At 42.4% G+C, this 24,620-nt stretch carries 23 protein-coding genes; 19 read left to right on the forward strand and 4 right to left on the reverse strand.

Annotation, left to right across the window (positions count from 1 at the left end; genetic code table 11):
• The first annotated feature begins 13 nt into the window (after nt 1-13).
• Nucleotides 14-973, forward strand: a complete 960-nt coding sequence (locus OCU30_RS13170) for a phosphotransferase (RefSeq protein ID WP_077314591.1) — start codon at nt 14-16, stop codon at nt 971-973.
• 239 nt (nt 974-1,212) lie between these two features.
• Here OCU30_RS13170 and OCU30_RS13175 read toward each other — a convergent pair whose 3' ends face one another.
• A complete protein-coding gene (locus OCU30_RS13175; protein WP_077314590.1) occupies nt 1,213-1,602 on the reverse strand; it encodes a helix-turn-helix domain-containing protein in 390 nt (129 codons plus the stop codon).
• A 144-nt stretch (nt 1,603-1,746) separates the two neighbouring features.
• Between OCU30_RS13175 and OCU30_RS13180 the strand changes: the two genes are divergently transcribed.
• The 4 genes from OCU30_RS13180 (at nt 1,747) to OCU30_RS17365 (ending at nt 4,454) form a co-directional block, all read left to right on the forward strand.
• Complete coding sequence (locus OCU30_RS13180) at nt 1,747-2,184, forward strand: DUF2938 domain-containing protein (protein ID WP_095532908.1); 438 nt, start codon at nt 1,747-1,749, stop codon at nt 2,182-2,184.
• A 364-nt stretch (nt 2,185-2,548) separates the two neighbouring features.
• Nucleotides 2,549-3,259 carry a hypothetical protein gene (locus tag OCU30_RS13185; RefSeq protein ID WP_077314589.1) on the forward strand — a complete coding sequence of 237 codons (711 nt, stop codon included), beginning with the start codon at nt 2,549-2,551 and terminating at the stop codon, nt 3,257-3,259.
• A 53-nt stretch (nt 3,260-3,312) separates the two neighbouring features.
• Complete coding sequence (locus OCU30_RS13190) at nt 3,313-4,062, forward strand: metallophosphoesterase family protein (protein WP_077314588.1); 750 nt, start codon at nt 3,313-3,315, stop codon at nt 4,060-4,062.
• Between the two features lie 128 nt (nt 4,063-4,190).
• The gene (locus tag OCU30_RS17365; RefSeq protein ID WP_077314587.1) at nt 4,191-4,454 is read left to right on the forward strand and encodes an Imm8 family immunity protein; all 264 of its coding nucleotides are present in this window, start codon (nt 4,191-4,193) and stop codon (nt 4,452-4,454) included.
• Nucleotides 4,455-4,456: 2 nt separating this feature from the next.
• Here OCU30_RS17365 and OCU30_RS13195 read toward each other — a convergent pair whose 3' ends face one another.
• A complete protein-coding gene (locus OCU30_RS13195) occupies nt 4,457-5,350 on the reverse strand; it encodes a LysR family transcriptional regulator (protein ID WP_077314586.1) in 894 nt (297 codons plus the stop codon).
• 104 nt (nt 5,351-5,454) lie between these two features.
• Here OCU30_RS13195 and OCU30_RS13200 point away from each other — a divergent pair, with 104 nt between their 5' ends.
• From OCU30_RS13200 to OCU30_RS13210, 3 genes are all read left to right on the forward strand, one after another.
• A complete protein-coding gene (locus OCU30_RS13200; protein WP_077314585.1) occupies nt 5,455-6,579 on the forward strand; it encodes an FAD-dependent oxidoreductase in 1,125 nt (374 codons plus the stop codon).
• Nucleotides 6,580-7,232: 653 nt separating this feature from the next.
• Nucleotides 7,233-7,910: a hexitol phosphatase HxpB gene (gene hxpB, locus OCU30_RS13205; protein ID WP_077314584.1), complete on the forward strand. Its 678-nt coding sequence runs from the start codon at nt 7,233-7,235 to the stop codon at nt 7,908-7,910.
• 119 nt (nt 7,911-8,029) lie between these two features.
• Entirely contained in the window at nt 8,030-8,518 is a 489-nt protein-coding gene (locus OCU30_RS13210) for a GNAT family N-acetyltransferase (RefSeq protein ID WP_077314583.1), read from the forward strand.
• Nucleotides 8,519-8,611: 93 nt separating this feature from the next.
• On the opposite strand, the gene OCU30_RS13215 is transcribed toward OCU30_RS13210, so the two are convergent.
• A complete protein-coding gene (locus OCU30_RS13215) occupies nt 8,612-9,457 on the reverse strand; it encodes a helix-turn-helix domain-containing protein (RefSeq protein ID WP_077314582.1) in 846 nt (281 codons plus the stop codon).
• 139 nt (nt 9,458-9,596) lie between these two features.
• Here OCU30_RS13215 and OCU30_RS13220 point away from each other — a divergent pair, with 139 nt between their 5' ends.
• From OCU30_RS13220 to OCU30_RS13235, 4 genes are all read left to right on the forward strand, one after another.
• Nucleotides 9,597-10,781, forward strand: coding sequence for a multidrug effflux MFS transporter (locus OCU30_RS13220; protein WP_077314581.1), 1,185 nt, complete (start codon nt 9,597-9,599; stop codon nt 10,779-10,781).
• A 312-nt stretch (nt 10,782-11,093) separates the two neighbouring features.
• Nucleotides 11,094-11,927, forward strand: coding sequence for a LysR substrate-binding domain-containing protein (locus OCU30_RS13225; protein WP_077314580.1), 834 nt, complete (start codon nt 11,094-11,096; stop codon nt 11,925-11,927).
• A 285-nt stretch (nt 11,928-12,212) separates the two neighbouring features.
• Entirely contained in the window at nt 12,213-13,067 is an 855-nt protein-coding gene (locus OCU30_RS13230; RefSeq protein WP_077314579.1) for a mechanosensitive ion channel family protein, read from the forward strand.
• 214 nt (nt 13,068-13,281) lie between these two features.
• Entirely contained in the window at nt 13,282-13,500 is a 219-nt protein-coding gene (locus tag OCU30_RS13235) for a hypothetical protein (protein WP_205408833.1), read from the forward strand.
• A 98-nt stretch (nt 13,501-13,598) separates the two neighbouring features.
• On the opposite strand, the gene dbpA is transcribed toward OCU30_RS13235, so the two are convergent.
• Nucleotides 13,599-14,999, reverse strand: a complete 1,401-nt coding sequence (gene dbpA / locus OCU30_RS13240; protein WP_077314578.1) for an ATP-dependent RNA helicase DbpA — start codon at nt 14,997-14,999, stop codon at nt 13,599-13,601.
• Nucleotides 15,000-15,238: 239 nt separating this feature from the next.
• On the opposite strand from dbpA, the gene OCU30_RS13245 reads away from it, so the two are divergent.
• The 7 genes from OCU30_RS13245 (at nt 15,239) to OCU30_RS13275 (ending at nt 24,512) form a co-directional block, all read left to right on the forward strand.
• Complete coding sequence (locus OCU30_RS13245) at nt 15,239-16,615, forward strand: L-cystine transporter (protein ID WP_077314577.1); 1,377 nt, start codon at nt 15,239-15,241, stop codon at nt 16,613-16,615.
• 258 nt (nt 16,616-16,873) lie between these two features.
• Nucleotides 16,874-17,377, forward strand: a complete 504-nt coding sequence (locus tag OCU30_RS13250) for a MarR family winged helix-turn-helix transcriptional regulator (protein WP_159439135.1) — start codon at nt 16,874-16,876, stop codon at nt 17,375-17,377.
• Nucleotides 17,374-18,876 (forward strand): efflux transporter outer membrane subunit, encoded by a 1,503-nt coding sequence (locus OCU30_RS13255; protein WP_077314575.1) that lies wholly within the window; start codon nt 17,374-17,376, stop codon nt 18,874-18,876. The genes OCU30_RS13250 and OCU30_RS13255 overlap by 4 nt, the downstream gene beginning before the upstream one ends.
• A 1-nt stretch (nt 18,877) precedes the next feature.
• Nucleotides 18,878-20,068, forward strand: a complete 1,191-nt coding sequence (locus OCU30_RS13260) for an HlyD/EmrA/EmrK family protein (protein ID WP_077314574.1) — start codon at nt 18,878-18,880, stop codon at nt 20,066-20,068.
• A 12-nt stretch (nt 20,069-20,080) separates the two neighbouring features.
• The gene (locus OCU30_RS13265; RefSeq protein ID WP_077314573.1) at nt 20,081-21,580 is read left to right on the forward strand and encodes a DHA2 family efflux MFS transporter permease subunit; all 1,500 of its coding nucleotides are present in this window, start codon (nt 20,081-20,083) and stop codon (nt 21,578-21,580) included.
• 179 nt (nt 21,581-21,759) lie between these two features.
• On the forward strand, nt 21,760-22,569 hold the full coding sequence (locus tag OCU30_RS13270; RefSeq protein ID WP_205408804.1) for a DODA-type extradiol aromatic ring-opening family dioxygenase: 810 nt from the start codon (nt 21,760-21,762) through the stop codon (nt 22,567-22,569).
• Nucleotides 22,570-23,087: 518 nt separating this feature from the next.
• Complete coding sequence (locus tag OCU30_RS13275) at nt 23,088-24,512, forward strand: carbohydrate porin (protein ID WP_077314572.1); 1,425 nt, start codon at nt 23,088-23,090, stop codon at nt 24,510-24,512.
• The last annotated feature ends 108 nt before the right edge of the window (nt 24,513-24,620 follow it).

Here is a 24,620-nt window from a genome sequence, read left to right on the forward strand (position 1 = left end):
GGTAACTGGAATTATGAGTTGTTTTGTTCGTGAGGTTAGTGAAAACTGGAGTCAGATTGGTTCTGGCGCTAGTATAAAACGTCAATCAGCTGGTGCGACGAATCATGTTTTTCGTATCCAATCCTCAGACACTTATTATCTTAGAAAATATAGTGTTCGCAATGTTGCTAAGATCAAGTTAGAACATGAGCTACTGAGAAAGCTATCGAAAAATTTGAATACTATAATTGCCCCTGTTTTGACGCGCGATCACCACTCCTTTTGTAAAATAGGTGATGAGTTTTATGCTCTATTTCCTGAAGCAAAAGGAACGTTAATCGAAAAAAGTGCTCTGTCTGAGTCTCATGCTTTTCAGCTGGGAAAAGCCCTTGCTGACCTGCATGTTCAACTCGCTTATTTGGTTGGAAACGACTTTCCAACAATTGAGCTATCTTGGGGTAAAAGTGCTTGGGTCGATAGACTACAAAACATAGTCGCCACTATTGAAGCCAATAGTGAGATTGATACGAATAGTTCGGTGCTACGAAGAGTAAAGCAACAGCGTGATTATCTAGCTAGCTCAGAAGCTGCGCACTCATATACCCCGTTAACAAGCAGGCAATTAATCCACGGCGACTTTCATCATTTCAATGTCTTTTTTGATTCTAATTGCACAGTAAGCGACGTGATCGACTGGGATTTAGTGCAAAACATGCCTCCTGGTTATGAGTTGGCGAGAGCATGCATGTTTATGTTCGATTTGGAGCTTCATAGGTCATTAGCTTTGTTAAAAGGCTATCTGTCTGTCAAGCCTCTATCCCGATTAGAGCTTAACGATGGAGCAAAGGCGTGGGCTGTTTACGCCGACCACCATGTGTGGGCTTTGGAGGAAGTATTTTTAAAAAATAATACAGCAGCACAGAAGTTCATACCTCAAAGGGACTTTATCCCTTTTATGGAGCAATGGTTCCAAATTGAAAGTGCCTTGTTTTGAGGCGGTACATAACTGTAGTGTATAAGAGAGTTTGGCCAACTGCATGTAGGTTGGTCGAATGTTCCAATGCTAGAAGTAATTCGAAAAGCCAGTGTGTTCCAAAGTTCGTAACTCGCTTTTGTCCAGAGACGTGCCAGCCGAGCATCGTTAGCACGTTATTGCTCTATCCTCACATAGTACTTACATACATTTTGTCTGTCTGGTTCTCCATGAATCGACACTGATTCACCATACCGCTCCTAAGACAGATAGCTTTTAACTGATTTCAGCATTTTTTGGAATGATGGGCATTCTAAGTGAGATGCTTGAGGGCAAGTTGCTACATGTTTTAGGCTATCTCGTACCACTTTGAGACGTTTAATTTGCGCATCAATCTCCAAAGTTTTTTGAGTAAGCAAAACTCGGTCAATAGCCAATTCATCGTTTTCATTAAACATCGTTGAGATTTCACTTAGTGATAATCCAGCCAAACGGCCTAGAGAGATAATACTCAGCTTATTTAGTACGTTTGGTGCGTATTGCCGTCGCAGTCCTTTTCTACCTGTAGAATGGATAAGTCCGAGTTTTTCATAATATCTCAGTGTTGAAGGATTGAATCCAGACTTACTGGACACGGTCGCAATATCCATAAAATTCCTGATTGACTTAAAGTTAACTTCAAGTTGTATGATGCCTAGAATCTATCAACATTTAAATAAAATAAAGAGGAATATCGAATGGATACAATGGAATGACTACAAACAATTCTGATTGGTATTGGTGCGACTCTAGTTATGGACTCATGGGCTTGTTTTCAAAAACGAGTATTAAGAATTCAGCCTCTCGATTATGGGCTGGTAGCACGGTGGATAAGCTTCATTCCAAGAGGTCAGTTGATTCATCATACAATAGTGAACACGCCACCGATAAAAGGAGAAAAGCCTTTGGGCTGGGGCTTACATTATTTGATAGGTATCGTTTTGGCTTTAATTCATGTATTGCTATGGGGAGAAGTATGGCTAAACAGCCCGTCTATACTTCCAGCTCTTGTAACTGGTATCGTTACGCTGATTTTTCCTTTCTGCATCATCCAACCTTGCCTTGGTTTTGGGATCGCAGCAAGTAAAACGCCTTCGCCATGGAAAGCGAGGGGACTGAGTATATTGGTCCACAGCTTCTATGGAGTGGGTTTATTCTTGTCGACTTGGGTATTGAATTATCGTTTCTTTTGAATTTGATTAAATTCTATAAATAACAATGGTTTATCGACGTTATGAGTGATCAGGTAGAGCATAATTTTCGTTACCTGATGTCTGTCCCTAATCTAGTTAGAGCAAATAGTCATAATGACTCGACGATTATTTGTTTGCCTAATAGGACGTTATCGAAAGTGTGTCAGTATTATGAGTGTCTTGTTAATTTGCTCGTTTAGCTAGTTTAAATATCTCAACTGTGCGCGTTTGTGCTAGCAGGAATTCATAAATTCTTTTAGTATCAATGAATAAGAATATCCGCAGTAGAAATAACAGGCCGTGGATAAATGTATAAACGCGCATGCGCACTATTAAAATGTTAGGCGCTCAAGGAGTATCGAGCATGGATCAAGACCCAGGCGAAATGTTGGGCAATGCTAGAAAAGCATTTAAGGAAAAGCGTTACGTCGAGTCACTTGAAAATTATAAATTGTTCTATGATAACGCAATCGAGATTGATCGATCATACTACGGGGTTCGTCTTTCCTATTGTCTAGGCGAGTGGGCAGAGCTAGGAACGCAATATCCAGATGCGCTGACTGAACTTATAAAATTAAAAGAAAGTACGTTGTCAGATTTTGAGAAGAATCAAAGTCGTCAATCTTTCCACGAGTACTCCTGTATATGTAAAGTTTTGAACTGCGACGAAGATACATTCGATCAGTTCTTGGTAGTGCGAGAAACGAATATTGATCTTTCTCATAAGGTATTTAGATTTGTATATGAATATTGCGCCTCTAATAGAAAGTGGGATTTATGCCGTGAATATTTGGGTAATGGTTTAAAGCAGTATAAACGCTCACTTGAAACCTTTGATCATATGATGGAGTTCGCAGCAGAGAAAGAAGGTGATCTTAGTGAATCGATCTATAAAGATGGAATAGCGGCATTTAAACGAGAGGTGTTATGGATACTCGATATGTTGGCATATATTGATGAACCTGACGAGTACAACTCTGCTATCTCGAAAATTGAAACTGATCTAAAGGAGCGTGGGCATGGACAACTGTATTCAGAAATCTGTGAAACATCGCCTAACAAACAAAGGCAGTGAAGTCCCTGCGGGGCGGGATCTCCTTTGGGCGTTATAAACACAGGGAGAGTGTAGTGGAAAAATTCGCGATATTGTCAGATATTCATAGTAATGTTTATGCGCTTGAGGCTGTCGTAGAGCATGCTAAATCTAATGGCGTCACGGCTTTCGTCAACTTAGGGGACATATTATACGGTCCGATTGCTCCACGACAGACATACGATTACTTGCAGTCGTTGAATGCAATTACTATATCTGGAAATCAAGACCGTCAGATTTACGAGGCAACTAAAGCTGAAATAGAATCTAATCCGACTATGCAATTCATCTTGAGTGATTTGGGACCACAGCCATTAGATTGGATGAGACAATTACCATTTGATTTGCAGATCAATGAAGATATTTATGCTTGTCATGGTACACCAAATGATGACCTTGTATATTTATTGGAAAATATAAATACAGGTTCTCCAGTAGTTCGCGCAGATAGTGAAATAATCGAACTCTTAAATGGTGTATCTTCCCCTATTGTAGTCTGCGGTCATACTCATACCGCAAGATGTGTCGAGCTAACGACAGGGCAAATAGTCATCAATCCTGGAAGTGTTGGGTTACAAGCATACACAGATGACGAACCGAATGTTCACTCAATGCAGAGCTATTCCTCAGCCGCATCATATGTAATATTGCAAGGTAAACCAGATGGAAAGTGGGACATAGTTTTTCATAAGGTAATGTATGATGTTGAAAGCGCTGCAAGGGCCGCAAAAAAACAGGAACGTTATGATTGGGTTCACTTTTTGACCACTGGTAGGTGCTTATAACAAACTAAGTAAGCGGGACAATAATGCGTGGGCTCCCGTCACTTCGTTCGGTATTTTAGCCCACGTATTACTGCCCCTTCTTGGGGTGTTAGCAAGGAATAACCTATGTACGGTCGGCTCAAAGTATCATGAGCCCGGATTTGGGTTACGGTTTGTCTCCGGACTATCCTGAAAATTGCCATGTCTTAATTGAGGCGGAAATCGGGCCGTCTGAAAGCCATGGGGCGGACATTTTCTATTTCGAGGTAGTCACGCCTGAGGCCATCAAGTCGTTGCCTGCCCCGTCAATTAAGTTCGTTTCGGCCTGCTGCCTCCACCGGACGCCCCTGACCATGAGGCGCTGGGCTAGGAAAAGTGCCATTAGTACTTTGGGGGGCGGTCACGAGATCTAATTTTAATCTGAACTGAGATTAGTGAGATCCGATCTCAACTGCTCTAAAAATGCTTTTACTTTTGCTAATGGGTATCTTCTGCCCGAGTACAGTGCGTATAAAACAAGGTCTTCCGGTTTGCTGTCAAGATCAATCATAGTAAGAGAGCCGCTGTCTATCTCTGCCTGACATGCATGGGTGGGTAAAATAGCAAAACCAAGTCCTTTTATGGCTGCGGCTTTGGCCATGTGACCGCTGTTAACCTTGTAGCTGGATTGCACCTGAATGGTTTGCTCTTCTTTAAATCGCCAAGGCATGCCTTGTAGTACAGACAGACTTGTAATACAGGGGGATTTGCTCAGCTCACCTAACGAGCGTGGCAATGGATGACGCTCGAGAAGTTGCGGTGAAGCGACCACGCAACTCGGCCAACGTAGCAGTTCTCTGGCGATCCAGCCTGAATCTTCCAATGACCCCCGGCCAAATTGTAAAACGACATCAAATCCTTCAAGCAAGCCTTCAGTCGGGTTTAATTGGGTATCACAGCTTAGTTGTATTTGCGGGTTTCGGAGGCAAAAGTCTGTGACTATTTCGGCCAGGAAGGGGAGATCAGGCATGATGACCTTGAGGTGGCCAGCAATGGAGTCCCCATGCCGAGAAGCGTCTACCAAAGCATCATCAATTGATAATATTAATGGTGTAATGCGCTGATAAAGTTGAGAGCCAGCAGTTGTTGGCTTCATTTTACGTGTCGTTCGTTCAAGTAATCGCAAACTGAGCTGCTTCTCCAATAGTGCAACATGCCGACTCACATTGGACGTTGGTGTTTGCAGTTTCTCTGCCGCTAGTTTAAAGCTTAGTTTCTCGTAAACAGTTTGAAAGCTAAGCAACCACTGAAGTTCTATATTCTCAATCATTAATTAACTCAAAAAATGGGATTAAAAAACTAATAATACCATGTTTATCCAAAATATTGGCTTTGTAACAATCTCTACCGAGTTTTATTATTGAGGTAGAGGTGATGAACAAAATAAATCGAGTTGCCATTGTCGGTGCCGGTGTAGCCGGAATGGCGTTGGCAATACTCGCCAGAAGAAAAGGTTGTTACGTACGCCTGTATGAGCGTGATAGCAAGGTTTCATCCATCGGTGCTGGTGTGACCTTGTGGCCAAATGCTATTTTTGTCTTGCAGCAGATGGGATTGGAACAAGAGATAAAGCGTCTTGGTGGTAGCCCCCGTTTGATGCGGCAATTCGATCGACATGGTGCTCAGAAAAGTGAATTTGATATTGATGAAGTCAATTTGTTGTGCGGTTTTCCCAGCGTAACGGTACTACGTTGTGATCTTATGAGCCTACTGTCTGAAGCATTAGATAATTTGGGTGGGGAAATACATTTTGACCACTCAATAACCCCACCAGATATTCATACATTGCAGCAGGACTTTGATTTGGTGGTAGGGGCTGATGGGCGAATGAACTCAGCGGTACGCCACACTTTATTCGCAGATAAAGTGTATCCACAGTATCAGGGGTTTATAAATATACTTGGTATAAGTCAACTGGAGGACGACATAATTGATAGTGTAATTCATGATTATCAGGGTCAAGGTGAGCGCTTTGGTATTGTTCCAATAAAAAAGGGGCTTTGCTTTTGGGCTGGGGCATGGAGCACTAAGATTGATAAAACGCGTCCTGTATCTGATTGGTATGCAGAGATGAATCAACGGTTCATGCGTTGGCCGGAGCCGGTCAGAAATGTTCTGAAGTCTTATGACAAAGCATCACTTAATCGCATCTTTGTTCATGATCTTGATCCTCTGCCGTATTGGCATCAGAATAATGTTGTGATTATAGGTGATGCTGCACATGCATCTTTACCAACATCAGGGCAAGGAGCGAGTCAGGCGCTGGAAGATGCATGGCACCTTATCCAGCTTCTGGACGCTAAAAATGGAATGGGTATAGCGAGTATTCTGAACGATTTTTATCAACAACGAATAGCAAAGACTTCAGTAGCTCAAACTGTTGGACGTCAGGCGGCTCAAAGGATTTTTGGCGAGCATTTACAGCCTAATTCATTAGCCTCGGGGATTTCTGCAAAGCAGTTAAGCCAGCTCTGGATGCAGGGGCTGGAAATTGACTAGTCGGAAATTCAGCGTTTATGTACGCTGAAAGTGCCCGAAGAACACTGGGCAGTCCAGTATAAGGCCTGGAGGTGTCTACGAAACCTGAGGCGATTCAGTCAATAATATTGACTAGTTTACTAGAAGAGAGTTACTAGTGCAGACATCTCGTAACCTTGTTACGCCGAAGTCGTTTCTTCTGGAGAACAAGTCTCTTTTTTATCACCTTTAAGGTAAATAAAAATCTCAAGTTCTCTCTCCTTATGCCTTCCAAATGGGGGGTTAGGGAGGGGGTATGTATTTTTCTTGCTTCTATTCAAATACTTTGATCTATTAGTTTTATTCCGCTTTTGAATTTATTGAAAATAGGGGAGGATTACCGTGTTACTTTAGGCTATTACGCAACTCTCATTAGCTATGTTACACGCTACAAAACCCTCTTTCCCCTTTCTGATAACTCGTTATTTTTATATGGATATACAGTTCATTTTTCAAAAACCTGCTTTTATGCGCGTTTAGCCATTTTAAATATCTCAACTGTGCGCGTTTGTGCTAGCAGGAATTCATAAATTCTTTTAGTATCAATGAATAAGAATATCCGCAGTAGAAATAACAGGCCGTGGATAAATGTGTAAACTCGCATGCGCACTATTAAAATGTTAAATGGAATAAGTATGATGCAAGCTGCAATTTTTGACATGGATGGAACGTTGATCGATTCAGAGCCAATGTGGAAAAAAGCCGAAAAGGAAGTTTTTTCATCTGTAGGCGTAGAAGTAACTGACGAACTTTCATCTCAAACTGTTTGGATGACGACCCGTGAAGTGACTGAGTTTTGGTATAGTTATTTTCCTTGGTTCGGTAAAAGCTTAGAACAAGTCGAAAATGAAGTTGTTGATCGTGTAGCAGAGTTAATTATTGATGAGGGTGTTGCTTTGGAAGGAGTGCATAAAATTTTAGACTTCTTTCAAAAGAAAAGTTTTAAAATTGGTTTGTCAACTAATGCTCCTTCAAAACTAATTCCTATTGTTTTAAAAAAACTTAATATTTCTCACTACTTTCATGCTATTTCTTCTTCAGAAGATGAAATAAAAGGAAAACCAGATCCAGCCGTATATTTATCTACGGCTAAAAAATTGAATGTTGAACCGTCAAAATGCATTGCATTTGAAGATAGTGTTTCGGGTATACTTGCCGCGAATCAAGCAAATATGAAAACTGTTGTAGTTCCACCTGCTCTAGAGTTTACAGATGAAAAATATGAATTATCTTACATGAAGCTTAAGCGCTTATCCGATTTTTCCGATGAGCATTTAGAAAAGATAGCTAACTCTACGAAATTACGTATCTAAGAAATTCCATTTAACAAGAGTTTTCAAGTCGGACAAATTACAGTTGGCTTTTTGTTCGTGCCTCACTTATTTTAGCCAACTATTTTATTGCCGTTTAGTAAAACGTTATAGGGATGTAAATGTCATTAGAAATCAAAAGGGTTGATAAACATGATTGCCTTGATTTAATTGGGATTTTTGTTGAACTGGAGCAGTACTATTTCGGTGATAGGGCTGCATCAGAACAAGACTTAGCCAACTATCTTAGTCATCAAGTATTTTCTGAACACTCAGGCGTAAAAGTGATCGCAGCCTTTGAACACGATAAGATCTTAGGTTTTGCAACTTACACAGTAATGTTTCCAGCACCAAAATTATCAGGTCAGATGTATATGAAAGACCTGTTTGTCTCTTCCTCTGCTCGTGGTAAAGGTATCGGACTTCAATTGATGAAACACTTAGCTTCTATCGCTATTACTCATAACTGTCAGCGTCTAGATTGGACAGCAGAGAGTACTAACCCGACAGCAGGAAAGTTTTACAAATCAATAGGAGCCAGCTTGATTAGAGAAAAAGAGTATTACCGCTTTGAAGGTAATGATTTGAATAATCTTGCGAAATCTCTATAACAAGCGCCGCAAGAGGGATTTTCAACGTAAGATGCTTTTTTTCCAGAAATGAAATCAATTTTAGTCATGCTTTGAGGGGGATGACCCCACTATCTAGGTGTTAAATAGCTTTGTAAGGCGCTGTTCATCGTCACTGTGACAGGGATAATATATGTTGAGCCGACTATTCGATAGTCCGTCGATGTTCGACCATATTTGTTTATCTAAGGTGATATCCCCCATAGTAGCATGATGGTAAGTGTATGATATTTCTTCTAGTTGTCGCACACTATTGTGCCGCCAAGCTAATGCAAATATTGGTGATAAAGCGGTAAATTCTTCAACTTTCAGTTTTAGTTTTTCGTCATTGGGGGTAGCCGCCAGAGCATTTCTAAGAAACCCAGCCATTCGATATATCTGTCTTTCAAGCTGAGATTCGCTGTTAATATTTAGAAATTTTTTCCAGTCAGTATTTGCTATTGTTAAATATAAATAATTTCTCTTTTCAGGTTCGATTTCCATTAAAGAAAACCCAACCATGAGATCAAATGCCGCATTAGAAGCAATAAGATCTAAATATTCATTTTGTACCAGTGCGGGTAATGGATTTAGTTGAAAAAGGAGTTTTTCAGTCTTTGAGGTTATTGTGGCAGATTGGACAACAGGCAGTGCGTCCGGTATTGAATGAACTAAATTGCAAATATATCTATGCTCAGAAGTCGATAATTGCAATGTCTCTGATATTGCGGTTAAAACTTGCATAGAAATACCTAATGCTTGTCCTCGTTCTATTTGGCTATACCAAACGGTACTTATACCCGCTTTGTATGCGACATCCTCTCTTCTTAATCCTTTAGCTCTAGATCGAATAGCTTTGGATAGTCCAATCGATTCAGGCTGAATGAGATCTCTCTTCACGCGTAAAAAATCACCTAACAGCTTCAGATTTTCGGTTTGCACGACGACCTACCCTATACAATTTATATACATATAACTACTTACTTGCGCCAATTCTCACCCATCCCATAATCACCATCCTCGTCATAGTCGTACGACTGAAGACGAATTTATATTGATTTAGTTGAGGGTAATAGAAGTAATGAATGATAAATTAACCAGGCCACTTTTTCTAGCAATCCTATGCACACTGATGGCGTTTGCCTCATTGTCTATTGATTTATATTTACCAGCTATGCCATTGATGGCAAAAGAACTACATGGGGATGTTGAATTAACCGTCACCGCTTTTCTGGTAGGGTTCTCTATAGCTCAATTGATATGGGGACCTATTAGTGATTCATTTGGGCGTCGTTTGCCACTTTATATTGGCATGTTGATGTTTATTGTAGGCTCGGCAGGATGCGCTCTCTCTAAAAATATGGAGCAGATAGTGCTTTGGAGAATTGTTCAAGCCTTTGGTGCTTGTACAGGCCCAATGCTGGCAAGAGCGATGATCCGCGACTCGTTTAGCCGCGTTAAGGCGGCGCAGATGTTTTCAACCCTGTTTTTCTTTATGGCTGTTGCGCCGATTGTCGGCCCTTTAATTGGAGGGCAGATAATTCGTTTTAGTAGTTGGCGAGTCATTTTTGTGACGTTAGCTGCTCTCGGCGTGATCATGTTCATCTCATTGTTTGCATTACCAGAAACGCTACATGAAGATAAGAGGGTAAAGCTGTCTTTTGCAAACGCATTCAATCACTACCTAGTGCTTGTTAAGAATCGAATCTTCATGAAATATACGCTATGTCTGACATTCTTCTATGTTGCTGCATACGCTTATATGACTGGTTCGCCATTCGTTTACATCAGCTATTTTGGAGTAGCTCCACAGTACTTTGGTTTTCTCTTTGGGCTGAATCTTTTAGGGGTTATGGCAATGAGTATACTCAATCGACGCCTTGTCTTAAGGTACTCATTAAAGCAATTACTAAAAATAGCCGTCTTTGTCTCTTTACTCGCAGCAGTGATATTGGCACTGGTTGTTAAGATACAAATTGGTGGCGTTGTTGCTGTCGTACTATCAATCTTTTTATTCTTTTCAATGAATGGGATCATTGCTGCGAATACCACGACAGCTGCGTTAGATGCAGCCCCATCTTTAGCAGGCTCTGCTTCAGCAACCATTGGAGCATTGCAATACGGAAGTGGCATTGTATCAACGCTTTTGTTGGCCTACTTTAAGGATGGAACACCTTGGCCGATGGCTTGGATTATGTTGGTGTTTACGTTAGCGAGTATTGTAACGTTGTTGTGGCCAAATAATACCGTAAAAAGTGGTGATTGAGTTAAAGAGGCTATCGTTTTCGACGTTTACCATAGAGGCTTTCCGCAGCTAGCTGTTGTCTTAGAAAAACAAACACGTTATCACGAGGCTATGCCTTTATGTGACAAAGCTAAATCTCTAGGTTGGGCTGGAGATTGGGATTCAATTCTGCCGTCACTGTGTCGCTATATACCCAGTTTTGTTTTTATAAATTTCTGATTGCATCCTATTTTTGCTAGTTTGCCGAAGGGCGGTTGCGTAGACTCAAAAAACCGACTCGGGAATAACGGATAGTATTGATAGCTTCTATTAATAACAGCGATGGATGAATGTATGGATATTGATGTGCTACGCAGTTTTTTGGCGTTTGTAGAAACAGGCAGTTATACACGAGCCGCTCAGCAGGTGTTTCGAACACAATCGGCGTTTAGCGCGCAAATGCACAAGTTGGAAAAAGAGCTGGGATGTGCTTTGTTTCAAAAGCAAGGGCGTAACTTATTACTGACAGAAGCGGGTTTGGCTCTGGTGAAAGATGCCAAGCAGCTGGTCAGCTTACATGACCAAACCCTAAACGGGTTCAATACTTATAAAGATAAACAATCACTGCGTTTAGGGTGTCCTGAAGATTACAACGATAAATTATTACCACGAATTATCCGCTTGTTATTAGAAGAGAAACCCAAGCTGTCTATCCAAGTGTTTAATGAACCGAGTTTTTTACTGCGCCAAAAGTTGGATCGTGGTGAATTGGATGCGGCGATAGTCACGCGCTCACCGGATAGCCTAGAAGGGTATTGGTTAACGAGTGATGAAGGTGTTTGGATATGCAGTGCAGATAGCCCGTGCCTCAAACAAACGGTGTTACCTTTGGCGTTATTTCAAGCGGATTGTCGTTATCATGCTGCGGCCATTGATGGTTTACAAAAACGCGGGCAAGCCTTCCAGTTGATGATGTGTGCTAATAGCGCCTCTGCACAACGTGCCATAGTGCGGCAAGGGTTAGCGATAGGGGCAATGGGCAAACTCAGCGCCACTGAGGATCTGGTCGTGATGGACAATATGCCCCCATTACCCTCTGTGGATATTGTGATGTTAGTGGGCGCAGTGCCGCATCCACTCTTATCGCCAGAGCGCTTGCAGGGAATGAGTGACAAAATTTCACTATAGCGTGTCAGTTAAATACGCTTGAGAAGATGAAGTTATTCGTGACCGAGATAGGTTATTGAAAGGAAAAAATGAGCTAACTGATTGAGAGTTTGGAAATATCTTATATCCAGCACTATGCTATAATTTTGAAAGACTTTGCTAAATACTAAGGAAAGTCATGAACATGTTTGGCGATGAATAGGGAATACAATTTCATTTCTTGTTTATCATTTGTGGTGTGCGGCTCATCCACGAGGCTAAGTGACTAATGATGATGGATCGACTTGAACGATAAAGAGGATAGAAATGGAAGCGCTGCTCGAACTGTATAACACGCATCAGGGGCTGATCATTGAGATTGCTCAAAATGCGGTATTAACCATATTGGTATTAATTGTGGCATCTCTTGTTTCGAAAATGATTTCAAAAGGTGTTGATAGAGGGGTGAAAAAGCTCAGTGGCGGTGATGAAATCGTTGCGCGTTTGCTTGCCAAAACAGCGGGCTATACCGTGTACCTTGTCGGTATGGTCGTTATTCTCGATTTGTTTGGTGTCAATACGGCCAGCTTAATTGCACTGGTTGGTGCTGCGGGTTTAGCGATTGGTTTAGCGCTGAAAGACACGCTGAGTAATATCGCTGCAGGGATCATGATTTTATTCTTGAAGCCGATTAAGAAAGGCGAATTTGTCGAGTTTGGTAGTCATATGGGGACAGTCGTTGATATTGGTTTGTTTAACTCTGTGTTTGAAACGGCCGATGGTATTTATATCGCGAGTCCTAATCAAACTATCTGGAATTCGACCATTAAAAACTATACTCGTAATGGTAAGCGCCGTATGGATATTACCGTAGGGATTTCTTATGATGACTCGGTAGATGATGGTTTACAGGTATTAAGAACCCTTGCCTCTGAGCAAGAACATTTGATTAAAGAGCCTGAGCCACAAGTGATTGTGCATACGCTAGCGGATAGTTCAGTGAATCTGCAGCTACGTGCTTGGTGTCCACGTGACAAATACTGGGAAACGTACTGGGGTATTCAGCGCCAAGTTAAACGACGTATTGAAGATGCGGGTCTCTCTATTCCATATCCACAGCGTGATTTGCATCTTATCTATAAAGATAAAGATGAGGTTTCTCAAGCGGCAGCGAAACATTAAGCGGCGTTTAACCAGAGAATCACTAAAAAGGACGCAGAGATGCGTCTTTTTTTATGTCTTTTTATGCTTATCGATGAGTAACATGCTTCATGTTTAATGGTGGAATTTGTCATAAACTGCATGATTTCACAGAAACTTTACACGGTATTGTTTTGAGTCGAGTGACTTCAATTTATGGTTTGAATGGTTGATGTCACCATAAAAGGAGTGAACGATGAAATTAGCTATCTTAGCGTTAGCCGTGGCATTTTTTGTCACCGGATGTTCTAACACTTGGAATGGGGTGAAAGATGACTCATCTAAAGCTTACCATGAAACTAAACAAGCGATTCATGAGGCGACCGCAGATGATGAAGCGACCACGCCTAATAATAACGCACCGGCAAATAATAACGCGCCAGTAGATAATAACGACGCCCCCGTTAATAATTAACACGACCTTGTCAGGTACGCATCGGCCCCTACCATCAATCATGGTAGGGGCCGATGCGTGTTTGTAGAGATAAAATAGGCCAGTCGCCCTTATCAGAATTACGACATAAAGCGAGCTTTAAACGATTTCCCTTTCATTTTGCCTTCGTTCAATTTACGTAGAGCGAGTTTGGCTTGTGAGCGCTGCACGGCAACATGTGCCCAGATATCGTGTACCTGAATTTTACCCACATCACTTCCAGATAAATCTTTACCTGCTGTGAGTGCGCCAAGAATATCGCCCGGACGCAGCTTCTGTTTCTTACCGCCTTCAATACGGATACACGTCATTGACGCTTTTGCTGGCAGAACGCCGTCGTCGTTACTGGGTAACTTCGCGATAGATTGAGGGCCAAACTTATCTTCAAGTAGTGCCAATTTCATATCATCTTTGGGGCCAACCAAACTCACGGCTAAGCCATCTGCGCCAGCACGGCCTGTTCGGCCAACACGGTGCACGTGCGTCTCTGGGTCATGGGCTAATTGATAGTTAATCACTAAGTCTAATGCATCTATATCGAGACCACGTGCGGCAACGTCTGTTGCGACTAATACGTTAATACATTTTAACGCAAATAGAGCGAGTGCTTGATCGCGTTCACGCTGATCCAGATCCCCATGCAGAGATTTGGCGTCAAAACCAATATCTGACAAATAATCGGCTAACTCTTGCGCTTCACGCTTAGTGTTACAGAACACAACTGCGCTTTCTGGCTGATGGTGTAAGAGCAGTGTTTCTGTTGCATGCTCTCTGTCTGCGGAATTCTTCACCGAATAGAACGACTGCTTAATATTAAGCTTATCTTCGTTATCTTCAATTTGAATCGTGACGGGGTTATTCATCATATTGCGCGCGATCTTAGCGATGGGTTCTGGGAACGTCGCGCTGAATAATAAGTTTTGACGCTGCGCTGGCATGTAGCTTGAAATGGTATCTAATGCTTCGGTAAAGCCCATTTCTAACATGCGGTCGGCTTCATCGAGGATAAAAGTCGTCAGGTTATCGAGATTTAAGCGACCTTTCTCCAAGTGATCCAAGACACGGCCAGGTGTGCCTACAATGATATGTGCACCATGCTCAAGTGACCCAATTTGCGGACCAATAGAGACACCGCCACACAACGTAAGAATTTTAATGTTGTGAATACTACGGGCAAAGCGGCGCAATTCTTTGGCGACTTGATCCGCCAGTTCGCGCGTTGGGCATAACACGAGCGATTGAACTCGAAAGCGTTTGACTTCCAGTTTATTTAATAAACCCAAACCAAAAGCGGCCGTTTTACCTGAGCCGGTTTTTGCTTGAGCAAGCACATCATTACCTTCAATGATTGTCGGTAAAGCCGCCGCTTGAATGGGCGTCATAGAAGTGAATCCTAGATCATCTAGGGTGCTAAGCAATGAAGGCTTAAGCGCGACGGAGCTAAAAGAAGTGGTCGATTGCACAATGTTTCCTGTTGCCATAAAGGCGGTTCATAAAGAAATTAGCCAGATTGTAGCAGGTAGGGCAAATAGAGGGTATCGCAATCTCTATTTTATCGCAGATCGTCTTTTTGTTGTAAAAGTGACCTGTATGCAAACTTTTGGTTATATAAAATAAGTAATGGTTATGTTCGGAGAGGATAAATCGGGAGAAATTTATCAGTGACGCGTTATCATGCGCATTCACTTTTTAACAACCGTTTTGAACTCTGGGGAGTTGTATGTCAATTGCAGTGATCGTGTCATTAGCGATATTTGTTGGCATTCTGGCCGTTATTTTTAACTTTCAGAAAAAATCCAATACGCTTTCACGCCTTGTCTTAATAGGACTGGTGTTAGGTAGTTTATTTGGCCTTGGCCTACAGTTTTTCCTTGGCGAAGGACAAGCAGAAACCGAACTTGTTTTATCTTGGGTTGCCATTGCGGGTAAAGGATATGTCGGTTTACTAAAAATGGTCATCATGCCATTGGTATTAGTCTCAATGATCTCTGCCGTCGTGCGGTTAGATAAAAATGGCTCTTTAGGTAAAATTTCGACGTTAACCATTGGTATTTTGCTATTTACAACAGCCATTGCTGCGGTGATTGGTATTTTTATGGCGCATATGTTTGGTTTGACGGCCGCTGGCCTCACCGAAGGTGCTCGTGAAACTGCACGTTTAGCCTCGATTACCTCACGCGCGTCAACGGTTGCTGATTTGACTATTCCACAAATGTTAGTCAGCTTTATTCCAACTAACCCGTTTGCTGATCTGACTGGTGCCCGTGCGACGTCTATTATTGCCGTTGTACTTTTTGGTGTACTTTCTGGTATTGCCGCGCGCAAAGTCATGATCGAAAAAGAAGAATTAGAAGCGCCTATTCGGACGTTTGTAGAAAGCCTACAAGCGGTCGTGATGCGTTTAGTTAAAATGGTGATGGCTATTACGCCTTACGGCATTGCTGCGCTAATGACGAAAGTGATTGCAACATCAAGCGTTAACGATATTTTGAAGTTGTTAGGCTTTATCGTTGCCTCTTACCTAGCCATTTTCTTAATGTTCCTTGTGCACGGTTTATTGGTTTCTTTCGTTGGCGTGAGCCCTAAAACGTACTTTAAGCGCATATGGCCCGTACTGACGTTTGCCTTTAGTTCACGTAGCTCGGCGGCAACTATTCCGTTGAACGTAGAAGCCCAAATTACCAAACTGAACGTGCCGCCAGCGATTGCTAACTTAGCCGCTTCATTTGGTGCCACTATTGGACAAAATGGCTGTGCGGGTATTTACCCGGCTATGCTGGCGATTATGGCCGCACCAACAGTGGGAATTGATCCGATGAATATTCAATTTATTGGTTCGCTTATCGCCATGATTACTATCAGTTCTTTCGGTATTGCCGGTGTAGGTGGCGGTGCAACGTTTGCCGCGCTTATCGTATTGCCAGCCATGGGATTGCCTGTCACCATCGCCGCGCTCTTGATTTCGATTGAGCCGTTGATTGATATGGCACGTACTGCGCTGAATGTTTCGGGGTCAATGACGGCGGGTACTATTACCAGTCGTCTACTAAAGCAAGAACATCATCCAGAAGTGGAAGGAGAGCAACAAGCCGCTTAATTTGGTGGTTGTGCTCTTTTAAAAACGGTCAGCTTGCTGGCCGTTTTTTTATGTCGACGATATTGTTCGATGAGACTTGCCTGTTTATTAACCGAAACTTGAAGGTGTATTGAAATTAATACATTAGAGTAAACTTATTCTTTTAAGGTTGTGAGAAGAATTATTTCACGTGCTGTAGAAAGTGATTGACGGCGTAGGATGTGATCTTTATATTTAGTTGCCATTGCAACTATTGACATGACAACCAAAGGTGTACATATGTCAAACGACACCAAAGAACATGAATGTTATGCCTTGCTTATGGATAATATCGGTTTTCTCTTGGGCAAGTCTTGCAGCATAAAAGACCGATTCATTGATCATGCTTTAGCATCAGCCGATCTCATTGAAGAGATTACGGCCACGCAAGCTAAGGTGCTTTTTCAGATCGATAATCTCCATAATTACCGTCCTTCAGACATCGGCAAGATGCTTAATGTCGATAAAAGTAGCATTACACGCATGGTTGATCGCTTGCTCCTTAAAGATTTAATAACACGTTTCCCTGATCCAGAAGATCGGCGTTCATGTTTACTGGGTCTCACGGAAAAAGGTCAGCAACTCATTGAGCAATCCAAGCCCATCGTACATGGCGCCCTTGACGACTTAGAACACGTATTAACGGCTGAAGAACAGCAACAGATGCGCCATTGTTTACAAAAAATTGTTGCGTCGGCGTTAGGTGATGATGGCATGAACACATTAGTAAGAGGTAAGAAATGAAGACAATACTCAAGCCGTTGGCGGCGATGATATCTGTCACCTTGTTGTACGGATGCACCGCGCCCAGTGATATTAAACCGGCAAATAAGCTCAATAAATCTTCGGTTCTTGCGCATAGCCAGCAGTTAGACAATGAATCCCTGTCATCGGCAGATTGGCCGAAGCAGCAATGGTGGAAATCATTACATGATGAACAACTCAATGAGTTGATTAAGCTTGCGATGAAGCACAGCCCAACCATTCAAATGGCGAATGCCAATTTACGTAAAGCCTCAGCATCGGTGATGGCGGCAGATGCCCAGTTTGAACCACAATTATCTGCACAAGGTGGTGTGACTCGCTCACGGTTATCACGCTCAGAAGATCCGCTTTTTCAAGGTAGTCGTTATACCACAGTGTATGACTTAGGCTTAAGTGGCCAATATACGTTTGATTTATGGGGCGGTCAGCGGGATGCATGGGAAGCAAGCGTGAATGCTCAGCATGCGGCTGCGGTGGATCATCAAGCGGCGAATATTACGGTTGCAAGCAGTATTGTGAGCACTTATGTCAAACTGGCCAGTGCTTATCACTTATTAGATTTAGCACAGAAAGATTATGATCGTACCCGCCATATTGTATCGATTACTCAGCAACTTTTGGATAACGGATTAACATCGAAAGATCGTTTATATACCACGCAAAGTAATGAAGCCTCCGCCAAACAAGATCTTAAAAAACGCCATTTAGCGGTCAATCAGCTGAAAAATGCGTTGGCAACAATGATAGGGCAAGGGCCAGATGTGGCAAAATCGATTAAACGCCCAACGGCAGTTTTAACGACACAATTAGCTCTGCCTAAGCATTTACCTGCCAACCTATTGGCCCATCGACCTGATTTAGTTGCGGCTAAATGGCGAGTCGAAGCTGCGACCAAAAATATTGCGGCAGCGAAGACCAAGTTTTATCCGAACTTAAACCTAAGTGCTATGGCCGGATTTAAAGCCGTGTTAGGGGATGCGATGTTTGAAGATCCTAGCCGCTCATGGCATGTCGCGCCCGCGATTTCATTACCTATTTTCACTAAAAACTTGAAAGCGGACTACATCAGAAAAACCGCCGATTATGATACGGCTGTCGCTCAATATAACCGCACCTTAGTCAAAGCACTAGGAGATGTGTCCGATACCATTATGGCGTTGAAATCGGCAGAACAACAATTAGATGACGCCAAACTCAGTGTGCAATTGGCTGAGAAAAGTTATCACATTAATGAGAAACGCTATCAGTCAGGGATGGGAAGCCATTTAGATGTATTGGTGGCGGAGCAACGTTTACTGCATGCTGAATCCGCATTAGTTACGTTACAGAATCAGCAACAAGAAAAACAAGTCATGTTAGTGAAAGTATTGGGTGGTGGTTTCTATGAACCCAACAATCAACAATCCGGCACCGCAGAACATTCAACTACGACAGAACATTCCGGTAAAACAGAACAACAACACGTGAAGGTTAAATAAAATGCAACAAGATAAACATGAACCTAACACTTCTGAGAATGCGCAAAAGCGTAAGAAAGGCTTAACGATTTTTGCGGTTATCCTGTTGGTTATTGCCGTGTGTTCGGCTGGGTATTATTTTGCTTTTGTCACTGGCGAGCAAACCACAGAAGACGCGTATGTCGACGGTAACCTTGTGCAAATCACACCTGAAATCACTGGCACCGTGACGCGAATTAATGTGGAAGATGGTGATTATGTCAAAAAAGGCCAGCCATTGGTTTACCTTGATGATGCCGATGCCAAGATTGCATTTGAACAATCCAAAGCCAATCTTGGTCAAACGGTACGTCAAGTCCGTTCACTGTTTAATGATTTAGAGCAAGCCAAAGCGGTAGTAAAAAGCAAAACGATTGCTTTTCATAAAGCGCAACGAGATTACCAACGTCGTAAAAACATGGTTAAAGCCGGCGGTTTATCTCGCGAAGAATTGAGCCATTCGCGTGATGTCATGAGTTCAGCGGATCAAGAGTTGGCTGCGGCTAAACAAACACTTGAATCGCGTGAAGCGGCCGTACATAACACTACAGTGAGCGATCACCCGCTAGTGAAATCGGCGATTGCGAATGTTAAAAAAACCTTCTTAACGAAAAAGCGTACGGTGATGGTGGCGCCTGTTTCTGGCTATGTAGCAAAGCGCAATGTGCAAGTGGGTCAACGTGTTTCGCAGTCATCAAAACTAATGACAGTGGTACCGTTAGAGCAAGTGTGGGTTGACGCGAACTTCAAAGAAACCCAGCTCCATGACATGCGTATTGGCCAAAAGGTAACGCTAACATCGGATATCTACGGTGAAGATGTGAAATTTCATGGCAAAGTACAGAGTCTTGGTATTGGGACTGGCAGCGCGTTTTCTGTGCTACCCGCGCAAAACGCAACAGGTAACTGGATTAAAGTGGTGCAGCGTTTACCTGTACGTATTGAACTTGATAAAAAAGAGCTGGCTAAGCATCCTCTGCGTATTGGTTTATCGATGATTGTCGACGTGCATACTGATAACCAAGATGGACCATTGCTCTCCAAAGTGAGCTCTAACAAAGCGCGTTTTAAAACCAATGTCTATCACCAATCTTTAGCCGGTATTAACCCTATGATTAAGACCATCATCGCGGAAAATGATGCGGGTTCTAAGCAATATTTGGCAAAAGAGTAATAAGGGTTTGTTATGAGCGATCAGCAACAATTCCGCCCCGATAATATGCCATTGTGTGTATTCGCTATTGCGTTGGGGGTGTTCATGCAGGTGCTTGATACGACGATTGCTAATGTGTCGCTGCCGACGATCGCCGGAAATATGGGGGTGAGTGCCAATCAAGGGACGTGGGTTATCACCTCCTTTACGGTCAGTAATGCGATTGGTTTGCCGATTACCGCATGGCTAAGTCGTCGTGTGGGGGAAGTACGTCTGTATTTAGGCGCTTTGATTGCCTTCAGTGTCCTGTCGTTTTTGTGTGGTATTGCGCAAAGTATGGGGGAGTTGGTTCTCTTTCGGACTTTCCAAGGATTAGCGGCGGCGCCTCTGTTTCCTATGAGTCAAGTTTTGTTAATGTCTATCTTTCCCAAAGATAAGCGTCATATGGCATTAGCACTAATTGGTATGGTTGCCGTGGTTGGACCGATTGTTGGTCCCATTCTTGGTGGCTGGTTAACCTATGATTACAGCTGGCCATGGATATTCTTTATCAATATCCCGATTGGTATTTTTTCGGTGATGGTGTTGACGACACAATTACGTGGTCGTGCGCAGCAGACTGAACGGACCAAGCTTGATTATGTCGGATTGGCGACCATGGCATTAGGTGTCGGTGTCTTGCAAATTGTCCTTGATAAAGGGAATGAATTAGATTGGTTTGATAACGATTGGATTGTCGCCGGTTCTATTTTTGCGGCTGTCATGATTATCTTTATGATTATTTGGGAGCTAACCGATGATAATCCGATTATTAACTTAAGGTTGTTTAAAAACCGCAGTTTTTGCTTTGGAACCATTTTGTTGACGATAGGCTATTCTGGCTTTTTTAGTATTAATCTATTGTTACCGCAGTGGTTGCAACAACAACTCGGGTATACCGCCTTATGGGCGGGGCTCGCCTGTGCGCCTATGGGCGTTATTCCATTGTTTTTAACACCGATATTAGGTCGCTTCGGACATAAAGTGGATATGCGTATGTTGGCGGCTGGAGCCTTTGTAGTGATTGGAGCCAGTTGTCTAATGCGTGCCGGATTTAATACCGAGGTGGATTTTGGTTCTATCGCACTCGTTCAGTTGTTTATGGGAATCGGTATCGCGTTATTCTTTATGCCGATGACGACGATCTTACTGTCTGACTTAAGTGGCTCTGATGTTTCCGATGCGGCCTCACTGTCGACCTTTATTCGTACGATCGGGGCAAGTTTCGCGTCCTCGTTAACGACTTGGTATTGGTCTCATGGAGCAAGTTTGCATCATTCTGTGTTAAGTCAGCATATTAACCCATATAACCCATTGGTTCAGGACGATATTCAACAGGGTGGTCAGTCTATGCTGGCGTCGATGAATGGGACGATTACGACCCAATCCTATATGCTGTCGACGATTGATATCTTTGTGATTTTAACGGCGCTATTTTTTGTCGCTGCTCCCTTCATCTTTTTAACGAAAAAGCCCGCAAGTGACGGTCATTAACAGCGATCTTGCGTGTATAGCCTATTAGCTTGATGTCCAATACAAAGGCTCTGCGATTCGCAGAGCCTTTTTGCATCATGCTTTTAGAACAAATACATCTAATATTTCACGTGGAGGCTAACAAAAGAGCACTATAGTATCAGCAGCGATAAAGACGTTGCCAATGATAAGGGAAAATAATGACAATACATCAAAAAACAATTGCCTATATTGCGCATGGTGGTGGCCCTATGCCGTTATTAGGTGATGCCTCGCATGCAGAAATGGTGACAGAGTTACAAGCCTTAGCGGGGCGTCTAGCAAAGCCTTCGGCTATTTTAGTGATTAGTGCCCATTGGGAAGAAAAAGTCCCAACGATTACTGCTGGAGCCCATCCATCATTAATTTATGATTACTATGGATTTCCAGCTGAGACCTATGAGTTGACCTATCCAGCTCCAGGTGAACCAAAGCTTGCCCAGGAAATATACGATTGTCTTAAGAGCTCGGGAGTTGATGCTAAACTGGATACGCAGCGCGGCTGGGATCATGGTGTTTTTGTTCCCCTTATGTTGATGTATCCAGATGCTTCTATTCCAGTGGTTGAGCTTTCTTTAGTGGCCGGACTTGATGCAACGCAGCATGTTGATCTTGGCGCCGCATTAGCTGAGCTTGATTATGATAACTTGCTTGTAATTGGTTCCGGATTCTCATTTCACAATATGCGGGCATTTGGCGCTCCTAACACTGGGGTCGTCAAAGAACAAAATGAAGCGTTCGATGTTTGGCTACAAGAAACATGTTCCAGTACACAATTGGATGAAGCTCAGCGTACCCAACGCTTTATTGAATGGAATCAAGCGCCGGGAGCACAATTTTGTCATCCACGTGAAGAACATTTGATGCCTGTACACATCTGTTATGGCATGGCACAAAAGCCAAGTGATTTTGTGGTGTCACTACAGGTGTTAGGAAAACAAGCCAGTATGGTGGGGTGGGAAAACGTATAACCTCTATTCTTTTCTTTTGCTTAAATGCAGTACGCCCGTACTGCATTTTTTTTACTATTACTTTGATAATGATCTCCATTTGCTATTTTATTAAGTGATAGTAGTCATGTTTATTTATTTTACCATATAAAAAATATGAACTCGTTTTTTCCCTTATTTTGCTTAGTGGATATTACATAAGCTGTTTATCTTGTGGATGTTTTCGCTGTAAAGGACTGACAAAGATAAAAAATGAGTTGTTGGTATTGTTTTCTATAAACATTCTTAATTTTTGCGTGATCACAACCATATTTTATATTTTATGCACAAGATTATTTTTCAATATAAATATATTATCTCAGCATAAATAAAACAAAGTCTGAAAGATAAACATACCTTTAATAGATATTGAGTTTTACGATAAATAAGAACAACGTTTTCCCCATTAATAAATTTATTATTAATGCCAAAATGTTGTCTGTAATAGCGTGTGCTTAATGTTTTAGCAAAGGTAATAATAATACCCTAGGAGAACATCAATGAAGAGAAAAAATGCCTTACTAGCACTTTCGGTTGCGTGTGCGCTATTCCCTCTACACAACGCTCTAGCGGCGCCTTCGCAATCACTTGAGCAGCGTGTTAGTGAGCTTGAAGCACAACTTGCGCAAACTAAACAGGAAGTTCAAGACAATAAAGAGCAATCTGACACTTTACAATCGATTGCTGATGGGTTTCAGTTTTTTGGTTATGCCCGTTCAGGTTTAAATATTGACCAAGATGGTCACGGTGCTGGCGGTGGCTTAAATAACATCGGTCCGCAGATGTCCATCGGTAGCAACGTTGGTGCATTTTTTGGTCGTTTAGGTTTAGAAGATGATACTTACGTTGATACTAACCTAGCGCACAGCAGCATGGCAGATAACGGCACACGCTCTTACTACCGCGTGATGTTCTCTGAAGGTGAAGAGTCAGAAAATGCGTGGCATGATGCTAACGTAAATATTCGTCAGGTATATGTGGAACTGTCTGATATCGCGGCTTTTCAAGACTCAGAAGCCTTCCGTGGCTCAACATTATGGGCCGGTCGACGTCATGACCGCGAAAACTTCAACATTGAGTTTATTGACTCGGATGTGATTTACCTCGCGGGTACTGGTGGCGGTATCTACGATGTTAAAATGGCCGATAACTGGACCTCAAACTTCTCGCTAGTGGCCAATGATTACTCCGACTTGCCTGAAGGTACTCGTACTCCAGAAAACGATGATATGGAAGCCTATACCCTGACGTGGAATAACCATTTTGGTCCTTTGCAAGTCATGTTGAACGGTATTGTGTCTAAAGATAATGATAACCGCAGCACAACAGAAGATATTGCCGATACGGGTGAACATATCTTTATTAACTATAATGGCACCAGCTTTTACGGCTTATCTGACGGTTGGACCAAAACCGGCATGATGTACGGTCACGGCTTGGGCGCTGAAGTGAAAAATCTTGGCCAAGATTCCAACTTAACGTCAGATGCGAGCTCGGTACGCTTCTTCACTAATGGTGTAACGCGTCTATCTGATAACTGGCGTATCGGTCCATCATTACTTACTGAATACTCGAAAGATCGTTATGCAGAGGGTGATGAGTACAAATGGGCAGTAGTGAACGTACGTTTAGCGCAAGAGTTTAACCCTAACTTTGAAATTGCTTATGAAACTACCTATCAATACCTTGATCTTGATAATGGAAGCGATAGCGTTAACGGTAGTGTCGGTAAGTTAACCGTGGCACCAACGTTCAAAATGTCTAATGCTGGTGGTTTCTTTGAGCGTCCACAAATTCGCTTCGCGGTTACCTACGTGAACTGGAGCTCGGATTTTAAAGATTCTTACCTTATCAATGGTATTGACCAAGGCATGGGTGAAAATAAAGAAACCGTCTTCGCTATTCAAATGGAAACATGGTTCTAATTTAAATCCTCCTAAAGTAATCCGTCCAATTAAAGGGTAATAGATATTCTATTACCCTTTTTATTTTTATTAAGAATATAGTTTTTTAATGAGTAATTAATTTAAAAA

This window comes from Vibrio palustris, from assembly GCF_024346995.1.
GTDB classification, from domain to species: Bacteria; Pseudomonadota; Gammaproteobacteria; order Enterobacterales; family Vibrionaceae; genus Vibrio; species Vibrio palustris.